Source organism: Rhodococcus sp. WY5 (assembly GCF_018588185.1).
GTDB classification, from domain to species: Bacteria; Actinomycetota; Actinomycetes; order Mycobacteriales; family Mycobacteriaceae; genus Rhodococcus_F; species Rhodococcus_F qingshengii.
In genome coordinates, this window is record NZ_JAAMPR010000001.1 from 4,963,069 (window position 1) to 4,986,664 (window position 23,596).

At 62.4% G+C, this 23,596-nt stretch carries 23 protein-coding genes and 1 pseudogene; 11 read left to right on the forward strand and 13 right to left on the reverse strand.

Annotated features, from left to right (window positions below; genetic code table 11):
• Positions 1-41: 41 nt before the first annotated feature.
• Positions 42-2,084 (forward strand): annotated as a pseudogene (gene glgX, locus G4D79_RS22885) (glycogen debranching protein GlgX); the annotation flags it as partial.
• On the opposite strand, the gene G4D79_RS34640 reads toward glgX, so the two are convergent.
• From G4D79_RS34640 to ctaD, 4 genes are all read right to left on the reverse strand, one after another.
• The gene (locus tag G4D79_RS34640; RefSeq protein ID WP_250887960.1) at positions 1,997-2,698 is read right to left on the reverse strand and encodes a YitT family protein; all 702 of its coding nucleotides are present in this window, start codon (positions 2,696-2,698) and stop codon (positions 1,997-1,999) included. The pseudogene glgX and the gene G4D79_RS34640 sit on opposite strands and share 88 nt — an antisense overlap.
• A 130-nt stretch (positions 2,699-2,828) precedes the next feature.
• Complete coding sequence (locus tag G4D79_RS22890; RefSeq protein WP_063836273.1) at positions 2,829-3,614, reverse strand: peptidyl-tRNA hydrolase; 786 nt, start codon at positions 3,612-3,614, stop codon at positions 2,829-2,831.
• On the reverse strand, positions 3,611-4,831 hold the full coding sequence (gene serB / locus G4D79_RS22895; protein ID WP_003944761.1) for a phosphoserine phosphatase SerB: 1,221 nt from the start codon (positions 4,829-4,831) through the stop codon (positions 3,611-3,613). Before serB ends, G4D79_RS22890 begins: the two co-directional genes overlap by 4 nt.
• Before the next feature lie 116 nt (positions 4,832-4,947).
• Positions 4,948-6,738, reverse strand: coding sequence for a cytochrome c oxidase subunit I (gene ctaD / locus G4D79_RS22900; RefSeq protein WP_020907234.1), 1,791 nt, complete (start codon positions 6,736-6,738; stop codon positions 4,948-4,950).
• A 349-nt stretch (positions 6,739-7,087) separates the two neighbouring features.
• Here ctaD and G4D79_RS22905 point away from each other — a divergent pair, with 349 nt between their 5' ends.
• The 3 genes from G4D79_RS22905 (at position 7,088) to G4D79_RS22915 (ending at position 9,785) form a co-directional block, all read left to right on the forward strand.
• The gene (locus G4D79_RS22905; protein WP_214514418.1) at positions 7,088-8,083 is read left to right on the forward strand and encodes an ABC transporter substrate-binding protein; all 996 of its coding nucleotides are present in this window, start codon (positions 7,088-7,090) and stop codon (positions 8,081-8,083) included.
• Between the two features lie 157 nt (positions 8,084-8,240).
• Entirely contained in the window at positions 8,241-9,245 is a 1,005-nt protein-coding gene (locus G4D79_RS22910) for an iron-siderophore ABC transporter substrate-binding protein (protein WP_231783550.1), read from the forward strand.
• Between the two features lie 66 nt (positions 9,246-9,311).
• The gene (locus G4D79_RS22915) at positions 9,312-9,785 is read left to right on the forward strand and encodes an NUDIX domain-containing protein (protein WP_007736052.1); all 474 of its coding nucleotides are present in this window, start codon (positions 9,312-9,314) and stop codon (positions 9,783-9,785) included.
• Positions 9,786-9,858: 73 nt separating this feature from the next.
• Here the strand turns inward: G4D79_RS22915 and nrdF are convergent, their stop codons facing one another.
• On the reverse strand, positions 9,859-10,824 hold the full coding sequence (gene nrdF / locus G4D79_RS22920; protein WP_214514420.1) for a class 1b ribonucleoside-diphosphate reductase subunit beta: 966 nt from the start codon (positions 10,822-10,824) through the stop codon (positions 9,859-9,861).
• A 170-nt stretch (positions 10,825-10,994) separates the two neighbouring features.
• Here nrdF and G4D79_RS22925 point away from each other — a divergent pair, with 170 nt between their 5' ends.
• On the forward strand, positions 10,995-11,912 hold the full coding sequence (locus G4D79_RS22925) for an SPFH domain-containing protein (protein ID WP_003944699.1): 918 nt from the start codon (positions 10,995-10,997) through the stop codon (positions 11,910-11,912).
• Positions 11,913-11,924: 12 nt separating this feature from the next.
• Positions 11,925-12,137 carry a hypothetical protein gene (locus tag G4D79_RS22930; protein ID WP_003944723.1) on the forward strand — a complete coding sequence of 71 codons (213 nt, stop codon included), beginning with the start codon at positions 11,925-11,927 and terminating at the stop codon, positions 12,135-12,137.
• A gap of 61 nt (positions 12,138-12,198) precedes the next feature.
• On the opposite strand, the gene nrdE is transcribed toward G4D79_RS22930, so the two are convergent.
• The 3 genes from nrdE to nrdH form a co-directional block, all read right to left on the reverse strand.
• A complete protein-coding gene (gene nrdE, locus G4D79_RS22935; RefSeq protein WP_003944756.1) occupies positions 12,199-14,382 on the reverse strand; it encodes a class 1b ribonucleoside-diphosphate reductase subunit alpha in 2,184 nt (727 codons plus the stop codon).
• Positions 14,340-14,819 (reverse strand): class Ib ribonucleoside-diphosphate reductase assembly flavoprotein NrdI, encoded by a 480-nt coding sequence (gene nrdI / locus G4D79_RS22940; protein WP_003944767.1) that lies wholly within the window; start codon positions 14,817-14,819, stop codon positions 14,340-14,342. Before nrdI ends, nrdE begins: the two co-directional genes overlap by 43 nt.
• An 82-nt stretch (positions 14,820-14,901) precedes the next feature.
• On the reverse strand, positions 14,902-15,132 hold the full coding sequence (nrdH, locus tag G4D79_RS22945; RefSeq protein WP_003944717.1) for a glutaredoxin-like protein NrdH: 231 nt from the start codon (positions 15,130-15,132) through the stop codon (positions 14,902-14,904).
• Positions 15,133-15,423: 291 nt separating this feature from the next.
• Between nrdH and G4D79_RS22950 the strand changes: the two genes are divergently transcribed.
• Complete coding sequence (locus G4D79_RS22950) at positions 15,424-16,251, forward strand: siderophore-interacting protein (RefSeq protein ID WP_058226351.1); 828 nt, start codon at positions 15,424-15,426, stop codon at positions 16,249-16,251.
• 55 nt (positions 16,252-16,306) lie between these two features.
• Here the strand turns inward: G4D79_RS22950 and G4D79_RS22955 are convergent, their stop codons facing one another.
• Entirely contained in the window at positions 16,307-16,873 is a 567-nt protein-coding gene (locus tag G4D79_RS22955) for an NAD(P)H-dependent oxidoreductase (protein ID WP_030534957.1), read from the reverse strand.
• 106 nt (positions 16,874-16,979) lie between these two features.
• Between G4D79_RS22955 and G4D79_RS22960 the strand changes: the two genes are divergently transcribed.
• Both G4D79_RS22960 and G4D79_RS22965 read left to right on the forward strand, forming a co-directional pair.
• Positions 16,980-17,579 (forward strand): TetR/AcrR family transcriptional regulator, encoded by a 600-nt coding sequence (locus G4D79_RS22960; protein WP_003944690.1) that lies wholly within the window; start codon positions 16,980-16,982, stop codon positions 17,577-17,579.
• A gap of 35 nt (positions 17,580-17,614) precedes the next feature.
• Positions 17,615-18,394, forward strand: a complete 780-nt coding sequence (locus tag G4D79_RS22965) for an META domain-containing protein (RefSeq protein ID WP_054187783.1) — start codon at positions 17,615-17,617, stop codon at positions 18,392-18,394.
• 19 nt (positions 18,395-18,413) lie between these two features.
• On the opposite strand, the gene G4D79_RS22970 is transcribed toward G4D79_RS22965, so the two are convergent.
• On the reverse strand, positions 18,414-18,968 hold the full coding sequence (locus tag G4D79_RS22970; protein ID WP_214514421.1) for a nucleosidase: 555 nt from the start codon (positions 18,966-18,968) through the stop codon (positions 18,414-18,416).
• 68 nt (positions 18,969-19,036) lie between these two features.
• Between G4D79_RS22970 and nadE the strand changes: the two genes are divergently transcribed.
• On the forward strand, positions 19,037-19,861 hold the full coding sequence (gene nadE / locus G4D79_RS22975) for an ammonia-dependent NAD(+) synthetase (protein ID WP_003944695.1): 825 nt from the start codon (positions 19,037-19,039) through the stop codon (positions 19,859-19,861).
• A gap of 25 nt (positions 19,862-19,886) precedes the next feature.
• Here nadE and G4D79_RS22980 read toward each other — a convergent pair whose 3' ends face one another.
• The 3 genes from G4D79_RS22980 to moaA all read right to left on the reverse strand — a co-directional run bounded on the left by G4D79_RS22980 (position 19,887) and on the right by moaA (position 22,265).
• A complete protein-coding gene (locus tag G4D79_RS22980) occupies positions 19,887-20,642 on the reverse strand; it encodes a hypothetical protein (protein ID WP_003944763.1) in 756 nt (251 codons plus the stop codon).
• Between the two features lie 314 nt (positions 20,643-20,956).
• A complete protein-coding gene (locus tag G4D79_RS22985) occupies positions 20,957-21,214 on the reverse strand; it encodes a MoaD/ThiS family protein (RefSeq protein WP_064444375.1) in 258 nt (85 codons plus the stop codon).
• The gene (gene moaA / locus G4D79_RS22990; protein WP_047271625.1) at positions 21,207-22,265 is read right to left on the reverse strand and encodes a GTP 3',8-cyclase MoaA; all 1,059 of its coding nucleotides are present in this window, start codon (positions 22,263-22,265) and stop codon (positions 21,207-21,209) included. Before moaA ends, G4D79_RS22985 begins: the two co-directional genes overlap by 8 nt.
• A gap of 111 nt (positions 22,266-22,376) precedes the next feature.
• On the opposite strand from moaA, the gene glp reads away from it, so the two are divergent.
• Positions 22,377-23,579 (forward strand): gephyrin-like molybdotransferase Glp, encoded by a 1,203-nt coding sequence (gene glp, locus G4D79_RS22995; protein WP_003944714.1) that lies wholly within the window; start codon positions 22,377-22,379, stop codon positions 23,577-23,579.
• The last annotated feature ends 17 nt before the right edge of the window (positions 23,580-23,596 follow it).

Genomic DNA, 23,596 nt, shown 5'->3' on the forward strand with positions numbered 1-23,596 from the left:
TCCCGCACATTCTCCGGCCGTTCACGGCAGGATCATCTTGCGTGTCGCCTCTCATCGAAACTCACACCCCGACGCCCGGGTCTCCGTTCCCACTCGGCGCCAACATCGTGGACTCCGGAACCCAGTTCGCGGTCCACGCCCCGGCCGCGTCGAGCGTCCACATCTGCCTGATCGACCAGGACGGAAACGAAGATCGCGTCGAACTTCGGCAACACACGTACGGAATCTGGCATGGAATCATCTCCGGGATCGGTGCGGGGCAGCGTTACGGAATTCGGGCGTCCGGCCCGTGGAATCCGCGCGCCGGGCTGAGACTTAATCCACACAAGCTGCTCGTCGATCCGTGGGCGCGCCGCATCGAGGGGGATCTCGGTGATCACCGTGCCCTCCTGTCGTACGCCGACGATCCCTTCGGCGACCCGTCGACGGTCGACTCGCTCGGCCACGTGCCGCTGTCCGTGGTGACTCCCGGCCTCGCGCCCGCCGGAGCCCGCCTCGAGACGCCGTGGGAGGAAAGCGTCATCTACGAACTGCATGTGGGCGCGTACACCGCCAGTCATCCAGGAGTACCCGCCGCCCACCGCGGAACGTACCTCGGCCTGACGGCACCGGCCGTGATCGATCACCTCGTCTCACTCGGCGTCACTGCCGTGGAACTGCTTCCCGTACAGGCATTTCTGACCGAACACAGCGTCCGCGAGCGAGGGATGCGCAACCACTGGGGATACTCGACGGCGTCGTACTTCGCCCCGCATCCCGGATACGCGGCAACTCCGGGCGGCGAAGTCACCGAGTTCCGGATCATGGTCGACGCACTACACGCGGCAGGCATCGAGGTCGTCCTCGACGTCGTCTACAACCACACCTGCGAGCAGAGTGTCGACGGAATCAGTGTCAGCTGGCGAGGTTTGGACGGCCCCGGCTATTACCTTCTCGACGGCGACGGCCGCGACATCGACCTGACCGGGTGCGGCAACACGGTCGACGCCTGCTCCCCCATCGCCGTCCGCATGATCACCGACAGCCTCCGTTACTGGGCCACCGAAATGGGTGTCGACGGCTTCCGATTCGATCTTGCGAGCGCGTTGGGTAGGCCGCGCGGCGGAGGCTTCGACCAGCGGGCGTCCATCCTGTCCGCCATCTCCTCCGATCCGGTACTGACTCGGTGCAAGCTCATCGCCGAACCGTGGGATGCGACGGCCGACGGTTACCAGGTCGGAAACTTCGGACTCCAGTGGTCCGAATGGAACGACAAGTACCGCAGCACCATTCGCCAGTTCTGGAACGGCGGATCCAGCGTCCGGAAGGTCGCGTCGCGCGTCGCCGGTTCCGAGGACATCTTTGCCGGCAGCGGCCGTCGCCCCTGGGCGTCGATCAACTTCGTCACAGCGCACGACGGGTTCACCGCCGCCGATCTGGTCGCGTACAACCACAAGCACAACGAAGCCAACGGTGAAGGCAATCGTGACGGCGCCGATCACAACGATTCGTTCAACCACGGAATCGAAGGCCCGAGCACCGATCCCGAGATTCAGGACGCCAGGGCACGTCATGTACGGGCGCTACTGGCCACGCTCGTGCTGTCGACAGGCACACCGATGCTCACCGCCGGAGACGAGTTCGGCCACAGTCTCGGCGGAAACAACAACGCGTATTGTGTTCCCACACTCTCCTCCCCAGCCGATTCGTGGGCCCTGGACTGGACGGCGGCCGATCAGTCGTTGGTGCAGTTCGTCTCCCGAGCGTTCGGATTACGCCGAGCGGCACCGGCGTTGCGTCAGCCCGAATTCTTCGAAGGCAGAAGAAGACTGGAGCACCCGGACCTCGTCTGGTTCGACGCTGCCGGCGTCGAGTTCGACGACACCGCATGGTACGACGAGAGTCACCGAACGCTGCAGGCCTGGATCGACGGAGCCGACGTTCGGTCTCACACTCGAACCGGGCGCGCACTCGGTGACGACAGTTGGCTCCTGATCCTGCATTCCGGTGGACCGGTTCAGGTCACCGTCGGCACTCCGGAATGGTTCGACGGCACCTTGACTGCATCGTTCGATTCGGCTTCACCCACCGGAGAACCTGCCTCCACGGCCGAAGTTCCCGTCGGCACCGAGATTTCGCTGACCGGCCCCACGGTCTTGGCCTTACGTTCCGTGACACGTCCTCCGGTCACCGCTGCTGTCATGGAATCCGGCAGCACCTTGATGAGGAATTGAATGGTCGGTCCGATCCCGAAGGCGTACAACACTGTTCCGACGCCGACGGTTCCACCGAGGAGCCATCCGGTCGTGAGGACCGCGATCTCGATGCTGGTACGCACGAGCCTGACCGACAGACCTGTGCGAGCGACCAGTCCGGTCATCAATCCGTCGCGGGGGCCCGGCCCCATGCCCGCGCCGATGTAGAGAACGCTGGCCAGTCCGTTGAGGAGGATTCCCGCGACCATGATCACGGCTCGAACTGGCATGGAATCAAAGACGGGCAAGAAGGCCAGTGAGGTATCCACCGAGATGGCAATTACAACGACATTGGCGACCGTTCCGAATCCTGGCCGCTGGCGGATCGGAATCCAGAGCAGCAGTACCACCGCACCGGTAATCGCAGTGATCACGCCGAAACTGAGCGAAACGTGCTCGGCCACACCCTGATGAAACACGTCCCAGGGATCCAAACCAAGACCGGCCGTGATCATCATGGCCATCGAGAAGCCGTACAACCACAGACCGACGAACAGCGAGGCGAATCTCCGTATCAACACTCGACCATCTTGAAGGCCACTGGACTGTTCATCTATAGCCAAGTTACCGATACTGGACTGGTCGGTTACGTCTCTACGGAACCGCGATGACTGTCATGGAGCCTGGTGCCACTTCCGTGAAACCAGCGTCACGAACCGCGACGGCCTCCGACTTCTTCAGCCGAACTACTGCTTCGGCCCACTGTTCCGGGCTCGCGTCGCGCACTGAGCAGCGAAAGTCGTTCTGCGCCCAGGCCCAGCACTGTTTCTCGGACATGGCCGCCGCCAACAACATCGAGGCATGCCCGACCTGTGCCGACGCCTTGCCTACCGTCATCTCGAGCGCCGAGTCGATCCACAGCACCGGAAGACCAGGCTCCGGCGGGCCAGGCTCGTCGTGCTCGAGATCGGTCCCACCGATCTGCAACTTCTTGATTCGCGGGTCCAGTTCTCCGACCGGCCCGGGAACCAGAGCCCGCGCCTGCGCGCCATCCACATCGACGGTGATTCCCGGTACCTCCTGCGCGGCGAGCCACTGCGCTCCGCGCGCTCGACGAGACACCTTCCGAATCCGGGCACCCACCCACGCCGAATAGTCCTCGTGCCAGGGGCCGGGTTCCCCGTCTTCGGTGAACCCGACGCGTTCGTCCAGACAGAGCGCCACAGCCGCCGTTGCCGCAGCCTCGAGCAGTGCGGTGCGCTTGGGCGGGTCTGCCTTCGGAATGTGCAGAACGATCGGCATCGCCAACACCAGCGCCGGATCCGCGGGATCGTCTCGCCCTCCGTACCCAGCAGCCAGCACCGCGTGGCGCTCGCGCCAGCGCGAATCGGGGCCGGACATCACAGCTGGATCGGAACTGAATGCTGGATCGGAACTCATGGAATCGGTACGCGTCGCACGCCACCGTCGACGGCGTCCGCAGCCTCGACCTCGTCGCGGGTCACACCGAGAATGAACAGCACAGCATCGAGGAAGGGATGCGACAAAGCAGCGTCCGCGACCTCCCGCAACGCAGGCTTGGCGTTGAACGCCACGCCCAGGCCCGCGGCGTTGAGCATGTCGATGTCGTTGGCACCGTCACCGACGGCGACGGTCTGTTCCATCGGCACACCGACCTGATCGGCGAACTTGCGCAGCGCAACGGCCTTCGCGGCGCGGTCGACGATTTCACCGATCACACGTCCGGTCAGCTTGCCGTCGACGATTTCGAGGGTGTTGGCGTGCACGAAGTCCAGTTCGAGTTCGTGTGCGAGGCCTTCGATGACCTGCCGGAAGCCACCCGACACCACGCCGCAGTGGAATCCGAGACGGCGCAGGGTGCGAATCGTGGTTCGCGCACCCGGCGTCAGTTCGATGCTCTCTGCCACCTCGTCGATGACGGAGGCGTCGAGACCGGCGAGTGTCGCCACACGCTGGTGCAGTGATTCGGTGAAGTCGATCTCGCCGCGCATCGCAGCTTCGGTGACGGCGCGGACCTCGTCCTCGACGCCGGCCTTCGCGGCGAGCATCTCGATGACCTCGCCCTGGACGAGCGTCGAGTCCACGTCGAACACGATCAGACGCTTGGCCCGGCGAGCGAGACCTGCGCGCTCGACCGCGATGTCGACGTTTTCGAGAGCGGCGACCTCGGCGAGTCCGGTGCGCAGCTTCGCGTCGCCGTCCGCCGTATCGGCCGCGCTGACGCTGAGTTCGAGGCCGGTGACCGGATAGTCGGCGACACCACGGATGGAATCGATGTTTGCGCCCTGCTTCGCGAGTTCGCGTGCAACCGATCGCATTGCGCGAGCATTGACCGGGCTACCGAGAACAACGACCGCGTGGGTGGACACCGCGGGCCGTCCGGGATCGGCACCGATTTCGATGTCGACGTTCATTCCGACCGTCGCCATCGCCTGTTCGAGTTCTTCCTGAAGCGCTTCGGGATCGTTCGGGCAGGCAACCATGACACCGAGTGTCAGTCGACCTCGAATCACCACCTGCTCCACGTCGAGTAGACGCACATCGTGCCGCGACAGCGCCGCGAACAGTACCGAGGTGACGCCAGGGCGGTCCGGCCCGGTCACAGTCACCAGAACAGTGGTGTCAGAGGCACCCACCGAAAACTCCGATCGTTTCTTCGTTCGCGTCTTGATCGTCACTATTGTGCCAAGCGAAAGGCCCCACCCGTTACTCGGGCGGGGCCTTCGCTGATTACTTCAGTGTGTTACTTCGCTCAGGAGCGGCTGTCGGTTCCGGGGTCGCCTTCGTCCCCGACCGTGAGCGGCTCGTGACGAGCATCTTCGAGCACGGTGCTGGCGTTCTTCCCGCCGTGGCCGGGGCCGACGTGCGCTTCCGCGCGCATCCGCTCCACCATGTGCGGGTAGTGCAGCTCGAACGCCGGACGCTCGCTACGGATGCGCGGCAACTCGGTGAAGTTGTGACGCGGCGGCGGGCAGGTGGTTGCCCACTCCAGCGAGTTTCCGTAACCCCACGGATCGTCGACGGTGACCACCTCGCCATAGCGGTAGCTCTTGAAGACGTTCCAGATGAACGGAAGCGTCGAGGCACCGAGTACGAAGGCAAAGATCGTGGACACCGAGTTCAGAACCGTGAACCCGTCCGAGGGCAGGTAGTCGGCGTAACGACGCGGCATACCTTCGGCACCGAGCCAGTGCTGAACGAGGAACGTGCCGTGGAAACCGACGAACGTGGTCCAGAAGTGCCACTTGCCGAGGCGCTCGTCCATCATGCGACCGGTCATCTTCGGGAACCAGAAGTAGATACCGGCGTACGTGGCGAACACGACCGTACCGAAGACCACGTAGTGGAAGTGGGCGACGACGAAGTAGCTGTCCGTGACGTGGAAGTCGAGCGGCGGGCTCGCGAGGATGACACCCGACAGACCACCGAAGAGGAAGGTGATCAGGAAGCCGATCGAGAACAGCATCGGCGATTCGAAGGTCAACTGCCCCTTCCACATCGTGCCGATCCAGTTGAAGATCTTCACACCTGTCGGCACGGCGATCAGGAACGTCATGAACGAGAAGTACGGCAGGAGAACAGCGCCGGTTGCGTACATGTGGTGGGCCCACACTGCGATCGACAGAGCGGCGATGGCCAATGTTGCGTACACCAGGCCGCTGTAGCCGAAGATCGGCTTACGGCTGAAGACCGGGAAGATCTCCGAGACGATGCCGAAGAACGGCAGCGCGATGATGTACACCTCGGGGTGACCGAAGAACCAGAACAGGTGCTGCCACAGGAGCACACCGCCCGTTGCCGGGTCGAAGATGTGCCCACCGAGATGGCGGTCGACGAACAGGCCCATGAATGCAGCGGTCAGCAGCGGGAACGCCAGCAGGATCAGGATGCTGGTGATGAAGATGTTCCAGGTGAAGATCGGCATGCGGAACATGGTCATACCGGGTGCGCGCAGGCAAATCACGGTGGTGACCATGTTGACGCCACCGAGGATGGTGCCGAGGCCGGCGACAGCCAGACCCAAGACCCACAGGTCGGCGCCGACGCCGGGGCTGTGCAGCGCGCTGGTCAGCGGCGTGTATGCCGTCCAACCGAAGTCTGCTGCGCCACCGGGCGTGACGAATCCGGCCGTCGTGATGATCGCTCCGAACAGGTACAGCCAGTAGCTGAACGCGTTCAGACGCGGGAACGCGACGTCAGGTGCACCGATCTGGAGCGGAAGAATGTAGTTCGCGAAGCCGAAGACGATCGGGGTCGCGTACAGCAGCAGCATGATCGTGCCGTGCATGGTGAACAGCTGGTTGAACTGTTCGTTGGAAAGGAACTGCATGCCGGGTACAGCAAGTTCGGCACGCATCATCAGTGCCATGAGGCCACCGATGAGGAAGAAGGCGATGGAAGTCGCCAAGTACATGATTCCGAGCACCTTGGGATCGGTGGTCGTGATCATCTTGAAAATGAATGAGCCCTTGGGTCCCTGCCGCGGCGGGTAAGGCCTGGCCGGCGCTATCGTGGGGACTGGCTGGGGCGCTACGGCAGTCACTGATCCTCCTGAATGTGCCTTTGGTCGCTCCGCAGACTCCGTCAAAGAGCCCTTGGTTGCGCCCGCAGGGTCCGTCGCCCGGGCTGCGGACAACGGCTTCTGGCTTGCGCTCATCGAATCGTAGACCGTGACTCCGAGGCACCGCGACCCGGTCCTACTCTGCGTCGTACTCGAGCATCCGTTTTTGGGGGCACCAAACGAACGACCTGCGGTTTATGTTCCCTCGGGAGTCCGAACCCACATCCGAATCGGCGTGTCGTACCCGTCGAAGAATTCGGCCGGTGTCCGTTTTCGGCCATCTCCTCCACTGATAAGGTCACCCTCGCCTAACTCACCTCAGGAGTATTCAGTGAAATTCTTTCCCCGCCGCGCCGCGCTGGTAGCCGTCGCAGCCTCGATCGCCTTGGTCGTTCCAGCCTGCTCGAGTAACGACGAGCCCGCTGCAACCACCACCTCGACCGAGTCGGGCGCATTCCCCCGCACGATCGAACACTTCCGTGGAAGCACCGAAATCCCGGCAGCACCCCAGCGGATCGTCGCGCTCGACAACAGCTTCACCGACGCCGTCCTTCTCCTCGAATCCCCGCTCGTCGGCTACGTCGACTACCGCGAGCCCGGTCTGCCCGACTACCTCGGATCCTCGCGGGAGGAATTCGCCGCGGACGCCGTCTCGGTCGGCACGGTCAGCAGTGCAAGCCTCGAGAAGATCGCCGCACTGCAGCCGGACCTCATCATCTCCGCCGAGGTCCGCGACGGGAAGAACTACGAGCAGCTCTCCGCAATCGCGCCCACCGTCTTCACCCAGACGACCGGTCCGACGTGGAAGGACAACATCCGCGTAGACGGTGAAGCGCTGGGCAAGGAATCGCTGGCCGAGGCGAAAATCACCGAATACGAAACACGCGCGGCTGCCGTCGGCAAGGAAATCAACGAGAAGGCGAACAACCCGGTCATCTCGGTAGTCCGGTTCGCCGGTGAACCGACCGCGCGTCTCTACCGCACCACCTCGTTCAGCGGCATCGTTCTTCAGGACGCCGGATTGAAGCGCCCGGACAACCAGGGACCTGACCCCGCCGATGCCGGCAACATCATGATGAAGATAAGCCCCGAGCTGATCAACGAAGCCGACGCGGACGTCATCTTCATCAGCACCTGGCAGGACGCCGAGGGCAAGAGCGCCGAAGCTGCGAAGCCGTTCCTCGAGAGCCCGCTGTGGCAGACGCTTCGAGGACGCAAGGTCGACGTGGACGATTCACGGTGGATGTCGCCGGTCAGCATCCAGGGCGCCCACATGATCCTCGACGACCTCTCGGACACGTTCGAGGTGGACAAGCAGAACAGCTGAGTCGAACAGCTAACCTGAACGGCGCCCGCTCACACAGGAAGCCGTCGACTTGTCTGTTCTCTCACGCACGTCTGTTCTCTCACGCACGTCTGTTCTCTCACGCACGACCGCCCGCACGTCCGTTCGTCGTGTCTCGATCCTGGGGATCACCGCCACGATGCTCGTCCTCGGTGGTTGCTCGTCCGACTCGTCGGACGATCCGGCGAGCACCATCGTCCGGACCACTACGTCGATCGCCGGTGCCGGCGTGATGGGCATCGAACGCGACACCGCCACCGCGTGCCCGACGCCGACGCAAGCCGACCCGGGAGCGGGCCCCGGGGTGAAGCGTCGAGTCGTACACACTGCGGGTGAAACCGAGGTTCCTTCCGATCCCCAACGGATCGTGGTCCTCGACAGTGTCTCGATGGACGCCGTGTGCGCCCTCGGTCTGTGGGAGCGGGTAGTGGGCGCCGCAACCGGTGTCGACTCGCCTCAACCGTCGTACCTGGGTTTCGGCATCTCGGAGATTCCGAGTGTCGGCCCCGTGAGCGCACCTGACGTCAACGCCGTGAAGGCCGCCGCGCCGGACTTGATCCTCGGGTCCAGTCCGGCGTCCGACGGCTTGTACGGGCAACTCGACGCCATCGCCCCCACCGTGTTCGCCGGCTCGGATCCCGTGTACTGGAAAGCGCAGTTCGCCCTCGCCGGCCAGGCACTGGGCCGTTCGTCCGCGGCCGCGACGGAGCTCGACCGCTACCAGCAGGACGTCGTGCAGCTCGGCGACGCATTGAATGCATCGCAGACGCAGGCATCAGTGGTTCGGTTCGGTTCGAAGGACCTGCAGATCGAGGGCCCCGCATCCTTCGCCGGACAGATCCTCAGCGACGTCGGCGTCCGGCGCCCACCGGCGCAGCGATTGACCGATGCGACCACAGCACCGATTCCGGCCGACGATCTCAGCGCCGCCGAAGGGGACTTGATCTACGTCCTCTTCGACGGGCCGAACGGCCGTACCTACGGCACCGAGATCATGAAGAGCGACCAGTGGCAGGACCTCGCCGCCGCCACCGACCGGCGTGTGTTCGTAGCGGAAGACGACATCTGGAACGGAAACGGGATGACTGCCGCCCGTGCCGTATTGGCGGACTTGAAGGGAACCTTGAACGGATATGCGAGCTGACCGGAACGAACCACAACTCCCACATTCGAGGCGGCTCGCCCCAGCTGTGAAGTTCGGGTTCTGATCATGCCGATCCCCGAATTCATTGTCGCTTTGCGCGAGAAGGTCGGTCATGCGCCGCTCTGGCTGTCCGGAGTGAGCGTCGTGATCCGCGACGACGACGGCCGGGTCCTGCTCACCCGCCGCGCCGACAACGGTCAGTGGGCCGTCGTGTCCGGCGTTCTCGAGCCTGGGGAGGAACCGTCGGCGGCGGCGGTGCGCGAGGCGAAGGAAGAAACCGGCGTCGACGCCGAATTGGTTCGGATCACGAGTGTCGATGTCACAGAGCCCATTACGTACCCCAACGGCGACGTGACTCAGTACCTCGACGTGTGTTTCCTGGCCAGGTGGACCGGCGGAGATGCACACGTGGCGGACGACGAAAACCTCGAGGTCGCGTGGTTCGCGCCGAGCGCACTGCCTTCGGACATGACGGAAACCTCGCGTCTGCGCCTCGCAAAAGCGTTGCTGGACAAGCCGGAAGCGTGGTTTCAGCGCTAGCCCGCTCTCAATACACGGCCGAAGCCCGATTCCCGCGTGTGCAGGAGTCGGGCTTCGGCGTGTAGGTCGCTCTCTAGAAATCCCAGTCGTCGTCTTCGGTGTTGACGGCCTTGCCGATGACGTAGGAGCTACCCGAGCCGGAGAAAAAGTCGTGATTCTCGTCCGCATTCGGTGAAAGTGCCGACAGGATAGCCGGATTGACGTCCGTCTCATCCTTCGGGAAGAGGCCTTCGTAGCCGAGATTGTTGAGCGCCTTGTTGGCGTTGTAGCGCAGGAACTTCTTGACATCCTCGGTCAGACCGACGCCGTCGTAGAGGTCCTGGGTGTAGTCGACCTCGTTCTCGTAGAGCTCGAAGAGCAGCTCGAACGTGTAGTTCTTGAGCTCTTCACGCTCGGCCTCGGTGAGCTGTTCGAGACCCTTCTGGTACTTGTAGCCGATGTAGTACCCGTGCACGGCCTCGTCGCGGATGATGAGGCGGATGAGGTCTGCGGTGTTGGTGAGCTTGGCTCGCGAGGACCAGTACATCGGCAGGTAGAAGCCGGAGTAGAAGAGGAAGCTCTCGAGGAGCGTCGATGCGACCTTACGCTTGAGCGGCGACTCACCTTTGTAGTAGTCGAGAACGATCTGCGCCTTGCGCTGCAGGTTCGGGTTCTCCTCCGACCAGCGGAACGCGTCGTCGATGTCCGGGGTGGAGCACAGCGTCGAGAAGATAGAGCTGTAGCTCTTCGCGTGCACCGATTCCATGAAGGCGATGTTGGTGTACACCGCTTCTTCGTGGGGAGTGATCGCGTCCGGGATGAGGCTGACGGCGCCGACGGTTCCCTGGATGGTGTCGAGCAGCGTCAGGCCCGTGAAGACGCGCATGGTGAGCTGCTGCTCCTGCGCGGTCAGCGTTCCCCAGGACGGGATGTCGTTGGAGACCGGCACCTTTTCGGGCAGCCAGAAGTTGCTGACGAGGCGATCCCATACCTCGGCGTCCTTCTCGTCCTGGACGCGATTCCAGTTGATGGCGGAAACGCGACTGACCAGCTTGACCATAATTCCTACCTAGCGAGAGAGATACTGCCGAATGTTGGCTTGCCTGAACACTACCCGTTGTGTCGGGTCCGCGATGCCAACACAACAACATGTGTCGCACGCGCCCCTCCACGAGTACAAAAAATGTGATATCAATTAAATATCACTTACCGATGGAAAGCGAGTGTCGCATGACCAGCACACCCACCGTGGCCGAGAAACCGACCGGTGTCGCCACCACAACGATCGCCGAACGCCCAGGCTGGGACCTGTCCGGCAGCTGGATGCTCCTCGGCGGCGTCCTTCTCTTCCTGGCCGGAATCGCGCTGTCCGTCGTTGGCGGAGTTCTGGGACTCTTCGCCCTGATTCCGGTCGGAGTGGTGCTGTTCATCGCGTCACTCCCCCTCCTGATGGGCCTGACCTTGGTGCAACCGAATCAAGCCCGAGTTCTGCAACTTCTCGGAAGCTCGTACAGCGGCACCTTGCGCACGCCGGGACTGCGATGGACAAATCCGCTGACGGTCCGTCGATCGATCTCGACGCGCATCCGAAACCATGAGACCGGTCAGGCGAAAGTGAACGACGCCGACGGCAATCCCATCGAGATCTCGGCGGTGGTCGTCTGGCAGGTGGCCGACACAGCGCTCGCCTCGTTCCAGGTGGACGATTACGAGGAGTTCGTCTCCGTACAGACCGAGGCGGCCGTCCGCCATATCGCCGGTAGCTACCCGTACGACGCCGAAGGCCGAGTCTCGTTGCGCGAGAACGCCGATATCATCACCACCACCTTGTCGGAGGAGGTTCACGCCCGCGTGCGTGCGGCGGGTGTCGAAGTTATCGAGACACGCATCAACAGGCTCTCGTATGCACCGGAGATCGCCAGCGCGATGCTTCGGCGCCAGCAAGCGGGTGCTGTGATAGCCGCCCGCAAGCAAATCGTCGAAGGCGCGGTGTCCATGGTCGACATGGCACTCAAGCAGCTCGAGGAAAAGCACGTCGTCGAACTCGACGAGGAACGCAAGGCCACGATGATCAGTAACCTTCTGGTCGTGCTGTGCGGCGACCGCGACGCACAACCGGTGCTCAACACCGGTTCGCTCTACCAGTAAAGGAAAGGCCACATGGCCACGGATCCAGCTCCGCGATCCGAGCGTAAGAAGATCCTTCTTCGGTTGGACCCAGCGGTACACGACGCCCTCGCCCGCTGGGCCGCCGACGATCTCCGAAGTACCAACGCCCAGATCGAGTTTCTCCTTCGGCGCGCACTCACCGAGCACGGCCGAATGCCGAAGAATGCCGGCAAGATGCACGGTCCCGGCCGCCCGCCGGCCTGATACCCCTGTGCGCCTTTTTGGTAGTAACCACTACCGAAAAGGCGCACGGGGGCGGAGCCCTTTACAGCATGCAGGAAACGCAGCCCTCTACCTCGGTGCCTTCGAGTGCCATCTGACGCAGACGGATGTAGTACAGCGTCTTGATGCCCTTACGCCACGCGTAGATCTGCGCCTTGTTGATGTCGCGGGTGGTTGCGGTGTCCTTGAAGAACAGCGTCAGCGACAGGCCCTGGTCGACGTGTTGCGTTGCGGCAGCATAGGTGTCGACGATCTTCTCGTACCCGATTTCGTAGGCATCCTGGTAGTACTCCAGGTTGTCGTTGGTCAGGTAGGGCGCCGGGTAGTAGACGCGGCCGATCTTGCCTTCCTTGCGGATCTCGATCTTCGACGCCACCGGGTGGATGGAGCTGGTGGAGTAGTTGATGTACGAGATCGAGCCGGTCGGCGGGACGGCCTGAAGGTTCTGGTTGTAGATACCGTGCTTCTGAACCGAAGCCTTCAGCTCACGCCAGTCGTCCTGAGTGGGGATGTGCAGCTTCGCATCGGCGAAGAGTCCGCGAACCTTGTCGGTTGCCGGCTCCCAAGCCTGATCGGTGTACTTGTCGAAGAATTCACCCGAGGCGTACTTCGACTCCGGGAAACCCTTGAAGTACGAGCCGCGCTCGATGGCGATCTTGTTCGACGCACGCAGTGCGTGGAACAGCACGGTGTAGAAGTAGATGTTCGTGAAGTCGATGCCTTCTTCGCTGCCGTAGAAGATCCGCTCACGAGCGAGGTATCCGTGCAGGTTCATCTGACCGAGGCCGATGGCGTGAGAGTCGTTGTTGCCCTGCTCGATCGACGGCACCGAGTAGATGTGCGTCTGGTCGGACACTGCCGTCAATCCGCGGATCGACACTTCGATGGTCTTGGCGAAGTCGGGCGAGTCCATGGTCTTCGCGATGTTCAGCGAACCCAGGTTGCAGGAGATGTCCTTGCCGACCTTCGAGTAGGACAGGTCGTCGTTGAAGAGTGAAGGCGTCGAAACCTGCAGGATCTCCGAGCACAGGTTCGAGTGCGTGATCTTGCCTTCGATCGGGTTCGCCCGGTTCACCGTGTCCTCGAACATGATGTAGGGGTAGCCCGATTCGAACTGCAATTCGGCGACGGTCTGGAAGAACTCGCGAGCCTTGATCTTGGACTTGCGAATTCGCTTGTCGTCGACCATCTCGTAGTACTTCTCGGAGACGTTGATGTCGGAGAACGGAACTCCGTAGATGCGCTCGACGTCGTACGGCGAGAACAAGTACATGTCCTCGTTCTTCTTCGCCAGTTCGAACGTGATGTCCGGGATCACGACGCCGAGTGAGAGCGTCTTGATACGGATTTTCTCGTCGGCGTTCTCACGCTTGGTGTCGAGGAACCGGTAGATGTCGGGGTGGTGCGCATGCAGGTACACAGCACCGGCACCCTGACGCGCACCCAACTGGTTGGCGTAGGAGAACGAGTCCTCGAGAAGCTTCATGATCGGGATGACACCCGAACTCTGGTTCTCGATCTTCTTGATCGGGGCGCCGTGCTCACGAACGTTGGTGAGCAGCAAGGCAACTCCGCCACCGCGCTTGGACAGCTGCAGTGCCGAGTTGATGGAGCGACCGATGGACTCCATGTTGTCTTCGATACGAAGCAGGAAGCAGGACACGGGCTCACCGCGCTGCTTCTTGCCCGAGTTCAGGAACGTCGGGGTGGCGGGCTGGAAGCGTCCGGCGATGATCTCGTCGACGAGTTCGACGGCCAGGTCTTCGTTGCCTGCGGCCAGGGTGAGCGCAACCATGCAGACACGATCTTCGAAACGCTCGAGGTAGCGCTTACCGTCGAAGGTCTTGAGCGTGTAGGAGGTGTAGTACTTGAATGCACCCAGGAACGTCGGGAAGCGGAACTTCTTGGCGTACGCGTGATCGATCAGGAACTTCACGAAAGTACGTGAGTACTGATCGAGAACCTCGGGCTCGTAATAGTTTTCCTCAACGAGGTAGTCCAGCTTCTCGTCGAGGTTGTGGAAGAACACGGTGTTCTGGTTGACGTGCTGCAAGAAGTACTGACGGGCTGCAGCGACATCCATCTCGAACTGGATCTCACCGTTGGCGCCGTACAGGTTGAGCATGGCGTTGAGTGCGTGGTAGTCGAGACCGTTGGTGGAATCGCCGCCGCGCGCATCACGCTCTACGCTTCCTGCCGCGATCGTGTCAGTGATGGTTGGCGCCACTGCCCGTGCTCCTTCTCTGTTTCGAGATGATTCCAGAACTCCCCCAAGCCTTCTCGTACCCGGTCGACGTCCTCGGCAGTGCCCATGAGTTCGAACCGGTACAGAAAAGGAACGTGGCATTTCTGGGAAATGATGTTTCCTGCATAGCAAAAGGACTCACCGAAATTGGTGTTTCCCGCCGCGATCACTGCTCTGATCAACGACCTGTTGTGTGGATTGTTCAAAAAACGAATGACCGGCTTCGGTACATAACTGGTGTCGCGCCCTGTCACGGTGACCCCGCCACCATAGGTGGGCAGAATCAGCACATAGGGCTCGTCTACACGAAATGAGCCGTCACGGTCATGGATAGGTATACGTGTCGCAGGCAGGCCGAGACGTTGAACGAATCGGTGGGTGTTCTCCGACACGCTGGAAAAATAGACCAGCGAAGTCATCGGTTGTCACCATTTTCTTGTACGGTGCCCGGAACTACTCAGATGTGTCGGCGGAGGTGTCCACCGCCGACACTGCGGCGCTTCAAGCAGCGACGGTCAGGGTCTTGATGCGATCGGGACGGAAGCCCGACCAGTGATCTTCACCGGCAACCACGATGGGTGCCTGGAGGTACCCGAGAGCCATGACGTAGTCGCGGGCTTCGGCATCCTCGGTGATGTCGATGACGTTGTATTCGAGACCGGCCTTGTCCAGGGCGCGGTAGGTGGCATTGCACTGAACGCAAGCGGGCTTGGTGTAGACGGTGATGCTCATGAGAGTCCCTCTTTCGCTTAGCCAACAAAGGCCGATGTAGTGATGTTCAGCACCGATACGACCGATTGCCGGAGTCTCGCTCGAGGCGTTCCGCGTTGTGGTCTCTCAGTGCTCAAGACACTACACCTAGTGGCCGACAGAAACACATAACGCGAGATGTTGTGAGTCACATCGTTGGAATTCCCAGGTCGCCCCAGTTCAGCGCCTTCATTTCCCGGCGCGTCGGCGTGTCGCGCGTCACAGTTTCTTTTTGTGCTCGCCAGCCTCTCGGAGCCGCGCCACGGACCTACCATGAGCGTCGTGGAAACACCCCCGAAGGACGAGGCTCCACGCCACGAGGCAACCGTGACGAGAACACAGCAGGTGACACCGTTGATGCGCAGAATCACCTTCGGTGGGGAGGGCCTGAGCGACTTCGAGACGAGCGGGAGCCCCGACGAACGGGTGCTCGTCAGATTCCCCCTCGATCCCCCTCACGCCCGTAGTTACACGGTCCGGCGCTGGCAGCCGTCGAAGAACGAACTGGAGATCGACTTCGTTCTCCACGGCCACGGCGGCGCGGCACTCTGGGCCGCGACTGCGCAACCGGGCGAGACCGTTCACCTCTCGACGGCGAGCGGGTGGTTCACGCCGCCGGCAGGTTGCGACTGGCTGCTGATGGTCGCCGATCACGCCGCCCTGCCCGCGATCGGGCGAATTCTCGAAGAAGCACCCGACGGTCTACCGATCCACGTCATCGCGCAGGTACCCGCGCCGAGTGAACAGCAGACGTTCACGACGCGCGCCGACGCTCACTACCGATGGATCGAGGAATCGGACTCGCTGCTCGCCGAATTGGCCGGCGCTGCCCTGCCCCCCGGCGAGGGCTACATCTGGTGTGCAGTCGAGGCCGCGGCCGCCAGACGCATCCGCACCCACCTGCGTCGAACATGGGAAATCCCGGCAAACCGCATGCACGTGATGGGTTACTGGCGGGAGGACAAGGAGAACTGGGAGCGTCGGTACGCCGCCGTCGCCGACCGTATCGATGCTGCGATGGGCGAAGCGATGATGGCCGGCAAGGATTTCGAGTCGGTTCGCGACGCGGTCGACGACGCGATGGAACGCGAAGGGCTCTAGCGCGCATACGAGTGAGGACCACACCTTCCGGCATGGCCCTCATTCGTGAAACGGATTACGCGTTGACGAGCTGCTTGCCGGCGTCGACGAGGTCGGAGACGACCTTGGAGACCTGAGCGAGCACCTCTGCGTTCTCACGCGGGTGCAGCTCACCGAACAGTGCGCCGGTTCCACCGATGCTCAGTGCAGTGTCCTCGACGACCTTGCCGCCGGCGATACGGACTGCCTTGGTGGTGTCTTCGTGTGCCCACTTGGCGCCGTTGCCGCTGGGCGAAGCGCTGATGACTGCGACAGCCTTGTCCTTGACTGCACCGACACCGTACGGACGCGAGATCCAGTCGATGGCGTTCTTCAGAACTGCGGGAATGGTGCCGTTGTACTCGGGGGTGACGAGCAGGAACGCGTCCGCGTCGCTCGCAGCAGAGCGCAGTGCGTCGACAGCGGGGATGGAAGCACCCTCGACGTCGATGTCTTCGTTGTAGAAGGGGACGTCGGCGAGGCCTTCGAAGACCGTCAGCGTGGCACCCTCGGGTGCGGCGGACACAGCTGTCTCGGCAAGCTGGCGGTTGACGGATCCGGCGCGCAGGCTGCCGACGAGAACGAGAACATTGGTCTGTGACATAGCGAGTTTCCTTCGAGAGTGGTGCGGTTGGTGGCTCCGGTTGAAAGTTATATCAACTAAACGGACCGCGGTCCACTTACATTCCCCGGCCCTGTAACCTGATCCCGTGAGCGCAATCCCCCTCCCCCAGATCGGCGCCGCGCCGGTCGAGCGCGGTGACGCAGCACGTAACCGCGTACTTCTGCTCGACGCCGCAGCCCTCCTCGTTGCCGAGCGAGGTGTCGACGCGGTGACGATGGATGCTGTCGCGTGCCGGGCCGGTGTGGGCAAGGGCACAGTTTTTCGGCGCTTCGGCAATCGATCGGGACTGATGCAGGCATTGCTCGATCACACCGAGCGAGAACTGCAGCAGGCATTCATGTTCGGCCCCCCACCGTTGGGTCCGGGCGCGCCGCCGATCGAGCGCCTCATCGCGTTCGGACGAGCCCGGATTGCCATGGTGGAAGTACAGGGCGAAGTCCTCCGAGCAGCGGAAAACGCTCCTGAATACCGCTTCGGCGGTCCGGCCCGGGCGCTCGGCATCGCTCACGTCATCGGGCTTCTTCGAGGAGCCGGCGTCGAGGGCGACCTCGATCTGCTCGCTTCAGCACTGTTGGCACCACTCGAAGCGTCGCTCGTCCTTCATCAGGTGCGCGATCTCGGGATGACCACCGAGCGTCTGGCCGCCGGCTGGGAAGACCTTGCCCGGCGCGTTACTCGATGTTGACTCCCCCGATCCGTCCCACCACTTAATGTGAGCCCATGCGCATCGCAGCTGCCGTCATCGGCCTCCTGACCATCGCCGCGGTAAGCGGTTGCTCCGCTTCGTCCGACTCCCCCGAGGACAAGACGGATCCCTCCGGTCGTGTGTTCATCTCGACCTCCGTGGATGGAACACAAATTCCCGGCGGCGGCCCGCTGACTCTCGACTTCAGCCAGGCCGGTCGAGTGTCCGCGAGCGCCGGATGCAACACGGCAAACGGTTCGGTCGAGTTCACCGACGGCAAGCTGACCACCGGCACCATGGCGTCGACCATGATGGGCTGCCCTCCCGGCATCGCCGAATCCGACTCCTGGACAACAACATTGCTGACCGCCGCGCCGGCGTGGAGCCTCGACGGCGACACCCTCGTCCTGACATCGAAGGACGCCACAGTCACCCTGCAGGACAAGAAAATCGTCACGCCGGATCGACCGCTGCAGGGCACGACGTGGACTGTCACGTCCCTCATCAGTCCCGATGCGATCAGTACGAGCCTGGCTCTGGAGACGTCAGCTCCCGAACTGACGATTGCCGCAGACGGTTCGGTCAGCGGGAGCACCGGATGCAATCGCATGACCGGAAGCGCCCAGACGTCCGACACCACAGTCACGTTCACGCCGATGGCAACCACGCGTATGGCTTGCCCCGAGGAGAACATGGACATCGAGCGCCAGATCCTGGCGGTGCTCGACGGCGAAGTAAGCTACACCGTCGACGCCGACACGCTGACCCTGCGCAAGCCCGACGACACCGGATTGATACTGACTGCGCAGGCTTGACCAGACGCTGCAGGCTCGATCAGACGTTGTCAAGCAGCCAGCGCCCCAACTCGCGGGCGCTGGCATCGATCATCGCGGGCCAGTCCAAGGCCGAGTCGTCCGCGTGATCGCTGACGTGTTTGACGAGTCGGCAGGTAGCACCCGCAGCCTGCGCGGCGAATGCGATGGCAAACCCCTCCATGTCGACCAGATCGGCTCGCTGTGCAAGGGCGTCCCGGGTTGCAGCGTCGGCGATGAATGCGTCGCCGGTCGCCAACACCGTGTCGTCACCGCCGGCGAGCACCAAACGGTCCGCGACGTCGTGCCCCAGCGCTCGGATCGCGGTGCTGCTGATGTCGTGATTGATGACGACGCCGGGAACATAGAGGCCGCCGTGGTGCGCGTGCAGCGCACCGGCTGTCCCGATGTTGACGACCAGCGGCAGATCATCCCGCTCGTACCGCGCGAGAGCAGAGGCGACTGCTGTTGCAGCACTGACCTTTCCAATCCCCGTGATCAGCAGTTCGCATCCTTGCGGCACGTATGCCGCTTCCGACTTCGTCGCACTGACCACCAGAACGTTGTTCGCACTCATGTGCGCGACCGTACCGCCCCGGATACGGTGGCACTGCACGCGCCTGCTCACATCGCTAGAGTCCATTCATGGCCACACTGCGTGAAAGCATCATCGAAGAACTCGGCACAAAGCCGACAATCGACGCCGCAGCGGAGGTTCGCGCGCGAGTCCAGTTCCTGAAGGACTACGTGCGCTCGACCCCCGCCAAAGGGTTCGTTCTGGGAATCAGCGGCGGTCAGGACAGCACGCTCGCCGGAGCCCTCGCCCAACGCGCGGTCACGGAACTTCGCGAAGAAGGCCACGAGGCCGAGTTCGTCGCCGTTCGACTCCCCTATGGCGCTCAGGCCGACGAATCCGACGCTCAGATCGCGCTCGGCTTCATCAAGCCGGACCGCTCTCTCACGGTCAACGTCAAGCCTGGCGCCGACGCGACGGCCCGTGAGGCCTCCGAGGCGCTGGGAAACGGCGAACTACGCGACTTCGTCCGCGGCAACATCAAGGCGCGCGAACGAATGGTCATCCAGTATGCGATTGCCGGTCAGCTCGGCTACCTCGTGATCGGTACCGACCACGCCGCAGAAGCGATTACCGGCTTCTTCACGAAATTCGGTGACGGCGGTGTCGACATCACGCCGCTCACCGGCTTGAGCAAACGCCAGGGCGCTGCATTGCTGCAGGAATTGGGCGCACCCGAGAGCACGTGGCGCAAGGTGCCGACCGCCGACCTCGAGGACGACCGACCCGCGCTACCCGACGAAGTTGCCCTCGGCGTCACGTACTCACAGATAGACGACTACCTCGAAGGAAAGGACGTTTCCTCCGAGGTAGCCGAGAAGCTCGAGAAGATGTTCACCAACACTCGTCACAAGCGCACGGTGCCGGTCACACCCCTCGATGACTGGTGGAAGTAACTCCTACCAGAGCTCTTACCAGCGACTAGCTACCGAACAGGCTGCCGAAGACGTCGCCCAGCGAACCCGTTCCCGAAGCCGGATCCTTCTTCGCGAAGTTGGTGGTGCATCCGTTGAACTGCACTGCATCGACCAGCGTCGACGTGGCGGCGGAACCGGTGCCCACACTGACGCCGTAGTGGTCGACTACCGCGTTCGGGTTCGCGGCGACGATGTCAGCCAAAGGCACTGACACGCGGTCCTTGGCGCCGTCGATGTTCTGAGTGCTCCACCACACGCCCTTCTGGAGATCCGCGTGAACGCCGCCGTCAGCCGTCGGCGTGGCGTCGGGTCCCGGGACCCACACCAGGGTGGTGAATCCGTTCTCGAACTTTCCGCCGGTGGTTCCGGTGAGGCGGAGCTGGAATGCCGCAGTCGGCGTGGCGGCGCGCTCGGCAAAGCCGATCGCCTTGCCGACTGCGTCGGACAGCTTGATACCGCCGGCCGAATGGTAGGAAACCGAACGATCGCCGGTACCGTCGACGGCCAGCTTCAGTGAGCCGTCCTTGTCGAGAACGTTGTCGGCCGAGTACGACGCGGTCTGATCCTTCTCGTCGGTGAACGGGATGCCCCACCCGTTCGGCGTCGCTTCGGTGGACAGGGTCGAGCACGAGGCTTCCGGCGCAGAAGAGCCGAGAGAACCGGTGGACGGAAGCGCAGTAGCAATTGCCGGAGCGGTGAGTGCAGCTGCTCCGAGGAGCGCTACGACGACTCCGACACGGCGCGTGGAATTAATCGACATTGAAATACCTTTCACATATCCCGAGTGGAATTGCGCCAAAATTAACACATGTCGACAATTACCAACAGCGAAGGTATTTCTTTTGTCATCCAAACAGATGACAATTCACCTTGGCAATTCGAAGTGCATTCGCTCCCCCAAAAATAGGAGAAACTAAACAAAACGACCAATGCTGGACAATTGACCAACAATGGAGAAAACGGAGATAGATGCCACTTGAGCTGGAGTGATCAAGATATAAATATTTGGACCGGCAAACCGAAAAAGGACAATACGTCGGCAGCCCACAAATAGCTACGCCGGCAATTCTCGGACTAGCCTCCAGCGAAAGGCGGAAGAATATCGACAGCGCTACCGGAGGCTCGAGAGACGTCGCGGGTCAACTCGTCACCGACGAGGAAAGCCGAGACCGACAGCACTCGCTCCATCTCCGATCCGTATCGTCCGACCAAGACCGCCACCAACTCGGCAAGTGTGTTGTCGGGCGAAATGGCGACTACCTCGCTACGGCAACCGGATACATCCGCTGCAGCAGCAAAGTAACGAACCGAGATCGAATGCGGATCAGCCACCGATCGCTCCCATACTTCTTTCGGGCGGAACGAAGTCCGCGGCGTCGATGCCGTGCCCTGCCCATTTGTTCCACATCGCACCGCGCCACAAATCCGCTAGTTCGTCGTCACTTGCTCCGGCCCTGAGCGCGGCACGCAGATCAACTTCACGGTCACTGAACAGACATGACCGAATTGTTCCCTCTGCGGTCATTCGCGTCCGATCGCATTCACTGCAGAACGAGCGGGTCACGGAAGCGATGATCCCTACCGTCATCGTGGTCCCGTCGACACGCCATTCTTCGGCAGGAGCCGACGGATCTTCACGGCCGATTGCTTCCAATTCGAAACGGCTTCCCAAAACGGACAACAATTCAGCCGCGGTCACCATGTTCTCGCGTGCCCATGCATGGTCTGCGTCCAGAGGCATTTGCTCGATAAAGCGCAATTCGACGCCGGCTTCGAGGCACCACTGCAAAAGATCCGCCGCGCCGTGGAGCGTTTCACGCATCAGCACCGCATTGATCTTCAGTGGCGCGAGCCCGGCCGCAGCTGCCGCTCGAATTCCCGCGAGAACGGACGGCAACCTGTCTCGACGCGTCAATTCAGCGAAATGGGCGCGATCAACCGAATCCAGGGAAACATTCACGCGGGTCAAACCAGCTGCAGCCAGCTTTGCGGCACGATGTTCGAGCCCAACGGCGTTGGTAGTCATGGAAAGTGGAATTCCTGGCACGCGCGCGGCGCACCCCCCGATGATCTTTTCGAGGTCACTACGCATCAGCGGTTCGCCGCCGGTGAATCTCACCTCGCGAATACCGACTCGTTCGACGCCGATTCCGACTACTCGAATGATCTCGTCGGCACTCAGAAGATCTTCCGCAGCGATGGCCGGCAAGCCTTCCTCCGGCATGCAATACGTGCAACGAAGTGAACACTTCTCGGTGATCGAGACTCGCAGATCTCTGGCAACACGCCCGAACCTGTCGACCAGGAGATCCGTCTCGGGACGACCGGCGAGGGAGGCAGCGTCGAACCGCACGGTGGGAATTCCCATCGAGACCACTGTCATCACTTCACCAACTTCCGTATTGCTCCAGTATGACCGAAAGCCGTACTCCGTGTGTCGGACGGACCACACCGCCTAGGATCAAAACATGTCGAGGTTGTCGAGGTTACTGTCATGAGCGCGCGTTCGGTCGAGGAACACGCGTCGCACATCTCCGGATTGCTCACCGGCCTGCACACCCTCTCTCCGACGGCAGTTCCGACGGCAGAAGCGTTGGGGCGCATAACTTGCTCGGATATCGCATCGCCGGTAGACCTGCCACTCTTCCGCAACTCGCAGATGGACGGGTATGCCGTCGATGCTGCTTCTGTGGCCTCGGTTCCGACCACACTGACGGTTCGAGGCGTGATCGCCGCTGGAAGCGGAAAACCACCGAAACACCTTCCAGGATCGGCATTTCGCATCATGACCGGTGCTCCGCTCCCCGAGGGTGCCGACGCCGTTGTTCCGGTCGAGGACACAACGGGTGTCACCGAGCACGTCGTCACGATCGAACGGGGCAGGTCGGTAGGCGAATTCGTACGCGAACGTGGCAGCGACATCACCGCCGGAATGCTACTGGTCACGGCCGGAACGCACTTGGAACCTCGCCATATCGCCGCGCTGAGTGCTGTGGGCCTGGCCTCGCTCGACACCTACACGAAGCCACGGGTCGCGATAATTACGACGGGCGCCGAACTGAAAAGTGCCGGAACAACTCTCGAACCCGGTGAGATCTACGATTCCAACGGTCCAGCTTTGGCAACATTGGCCGAAGCCAACGGCGCCGATGTCGTATCCGTCGCCCGAAGCAGCGACGACCCCGCCGAGTTCCGCGAATTGCTCTCGTACGCAACCTCGGTCGCTGATCTGGTGTTCACCTCCGGCGGAGTGTCCATGGGCGACTTCGAGGTGGTGAAGGAAACTCTCACGCCTCTGGGAGCACACTTCGGCCACGTCGCAATGCAGCCGGGCGGTCCGCAAGGCACTGCAGTGGTGAACGAAGTGCCGGTACTGAGCTTCCCGGGCAACCCGGTGAGCACGATGGTCTCCTTCGAGGTCTTCGCACGGGGCGAACTGCGCCGGGCCGCGGGCCTGCCCGAGATCCCACGCGAGCGACTCCCGTTGACTGCACCGCTGCGTTCGGTGGACGGCAAGCGGCAGTTCCTGCGGGCACGCAGAACTGCGGACGGAATCGAACTCGTTGCCGGACCCGGATCGCACCTTGTTGCAGCCATGGCGTGGGCCGACGTCCTGATCGACATCCCCGCCGCCGTGACCGAGCTCGGCGCGGGCGATCTCGTCGACGTCGTCCCGCTCTCGACTTCCTCGATCTGATTCACTCGATCTGATTC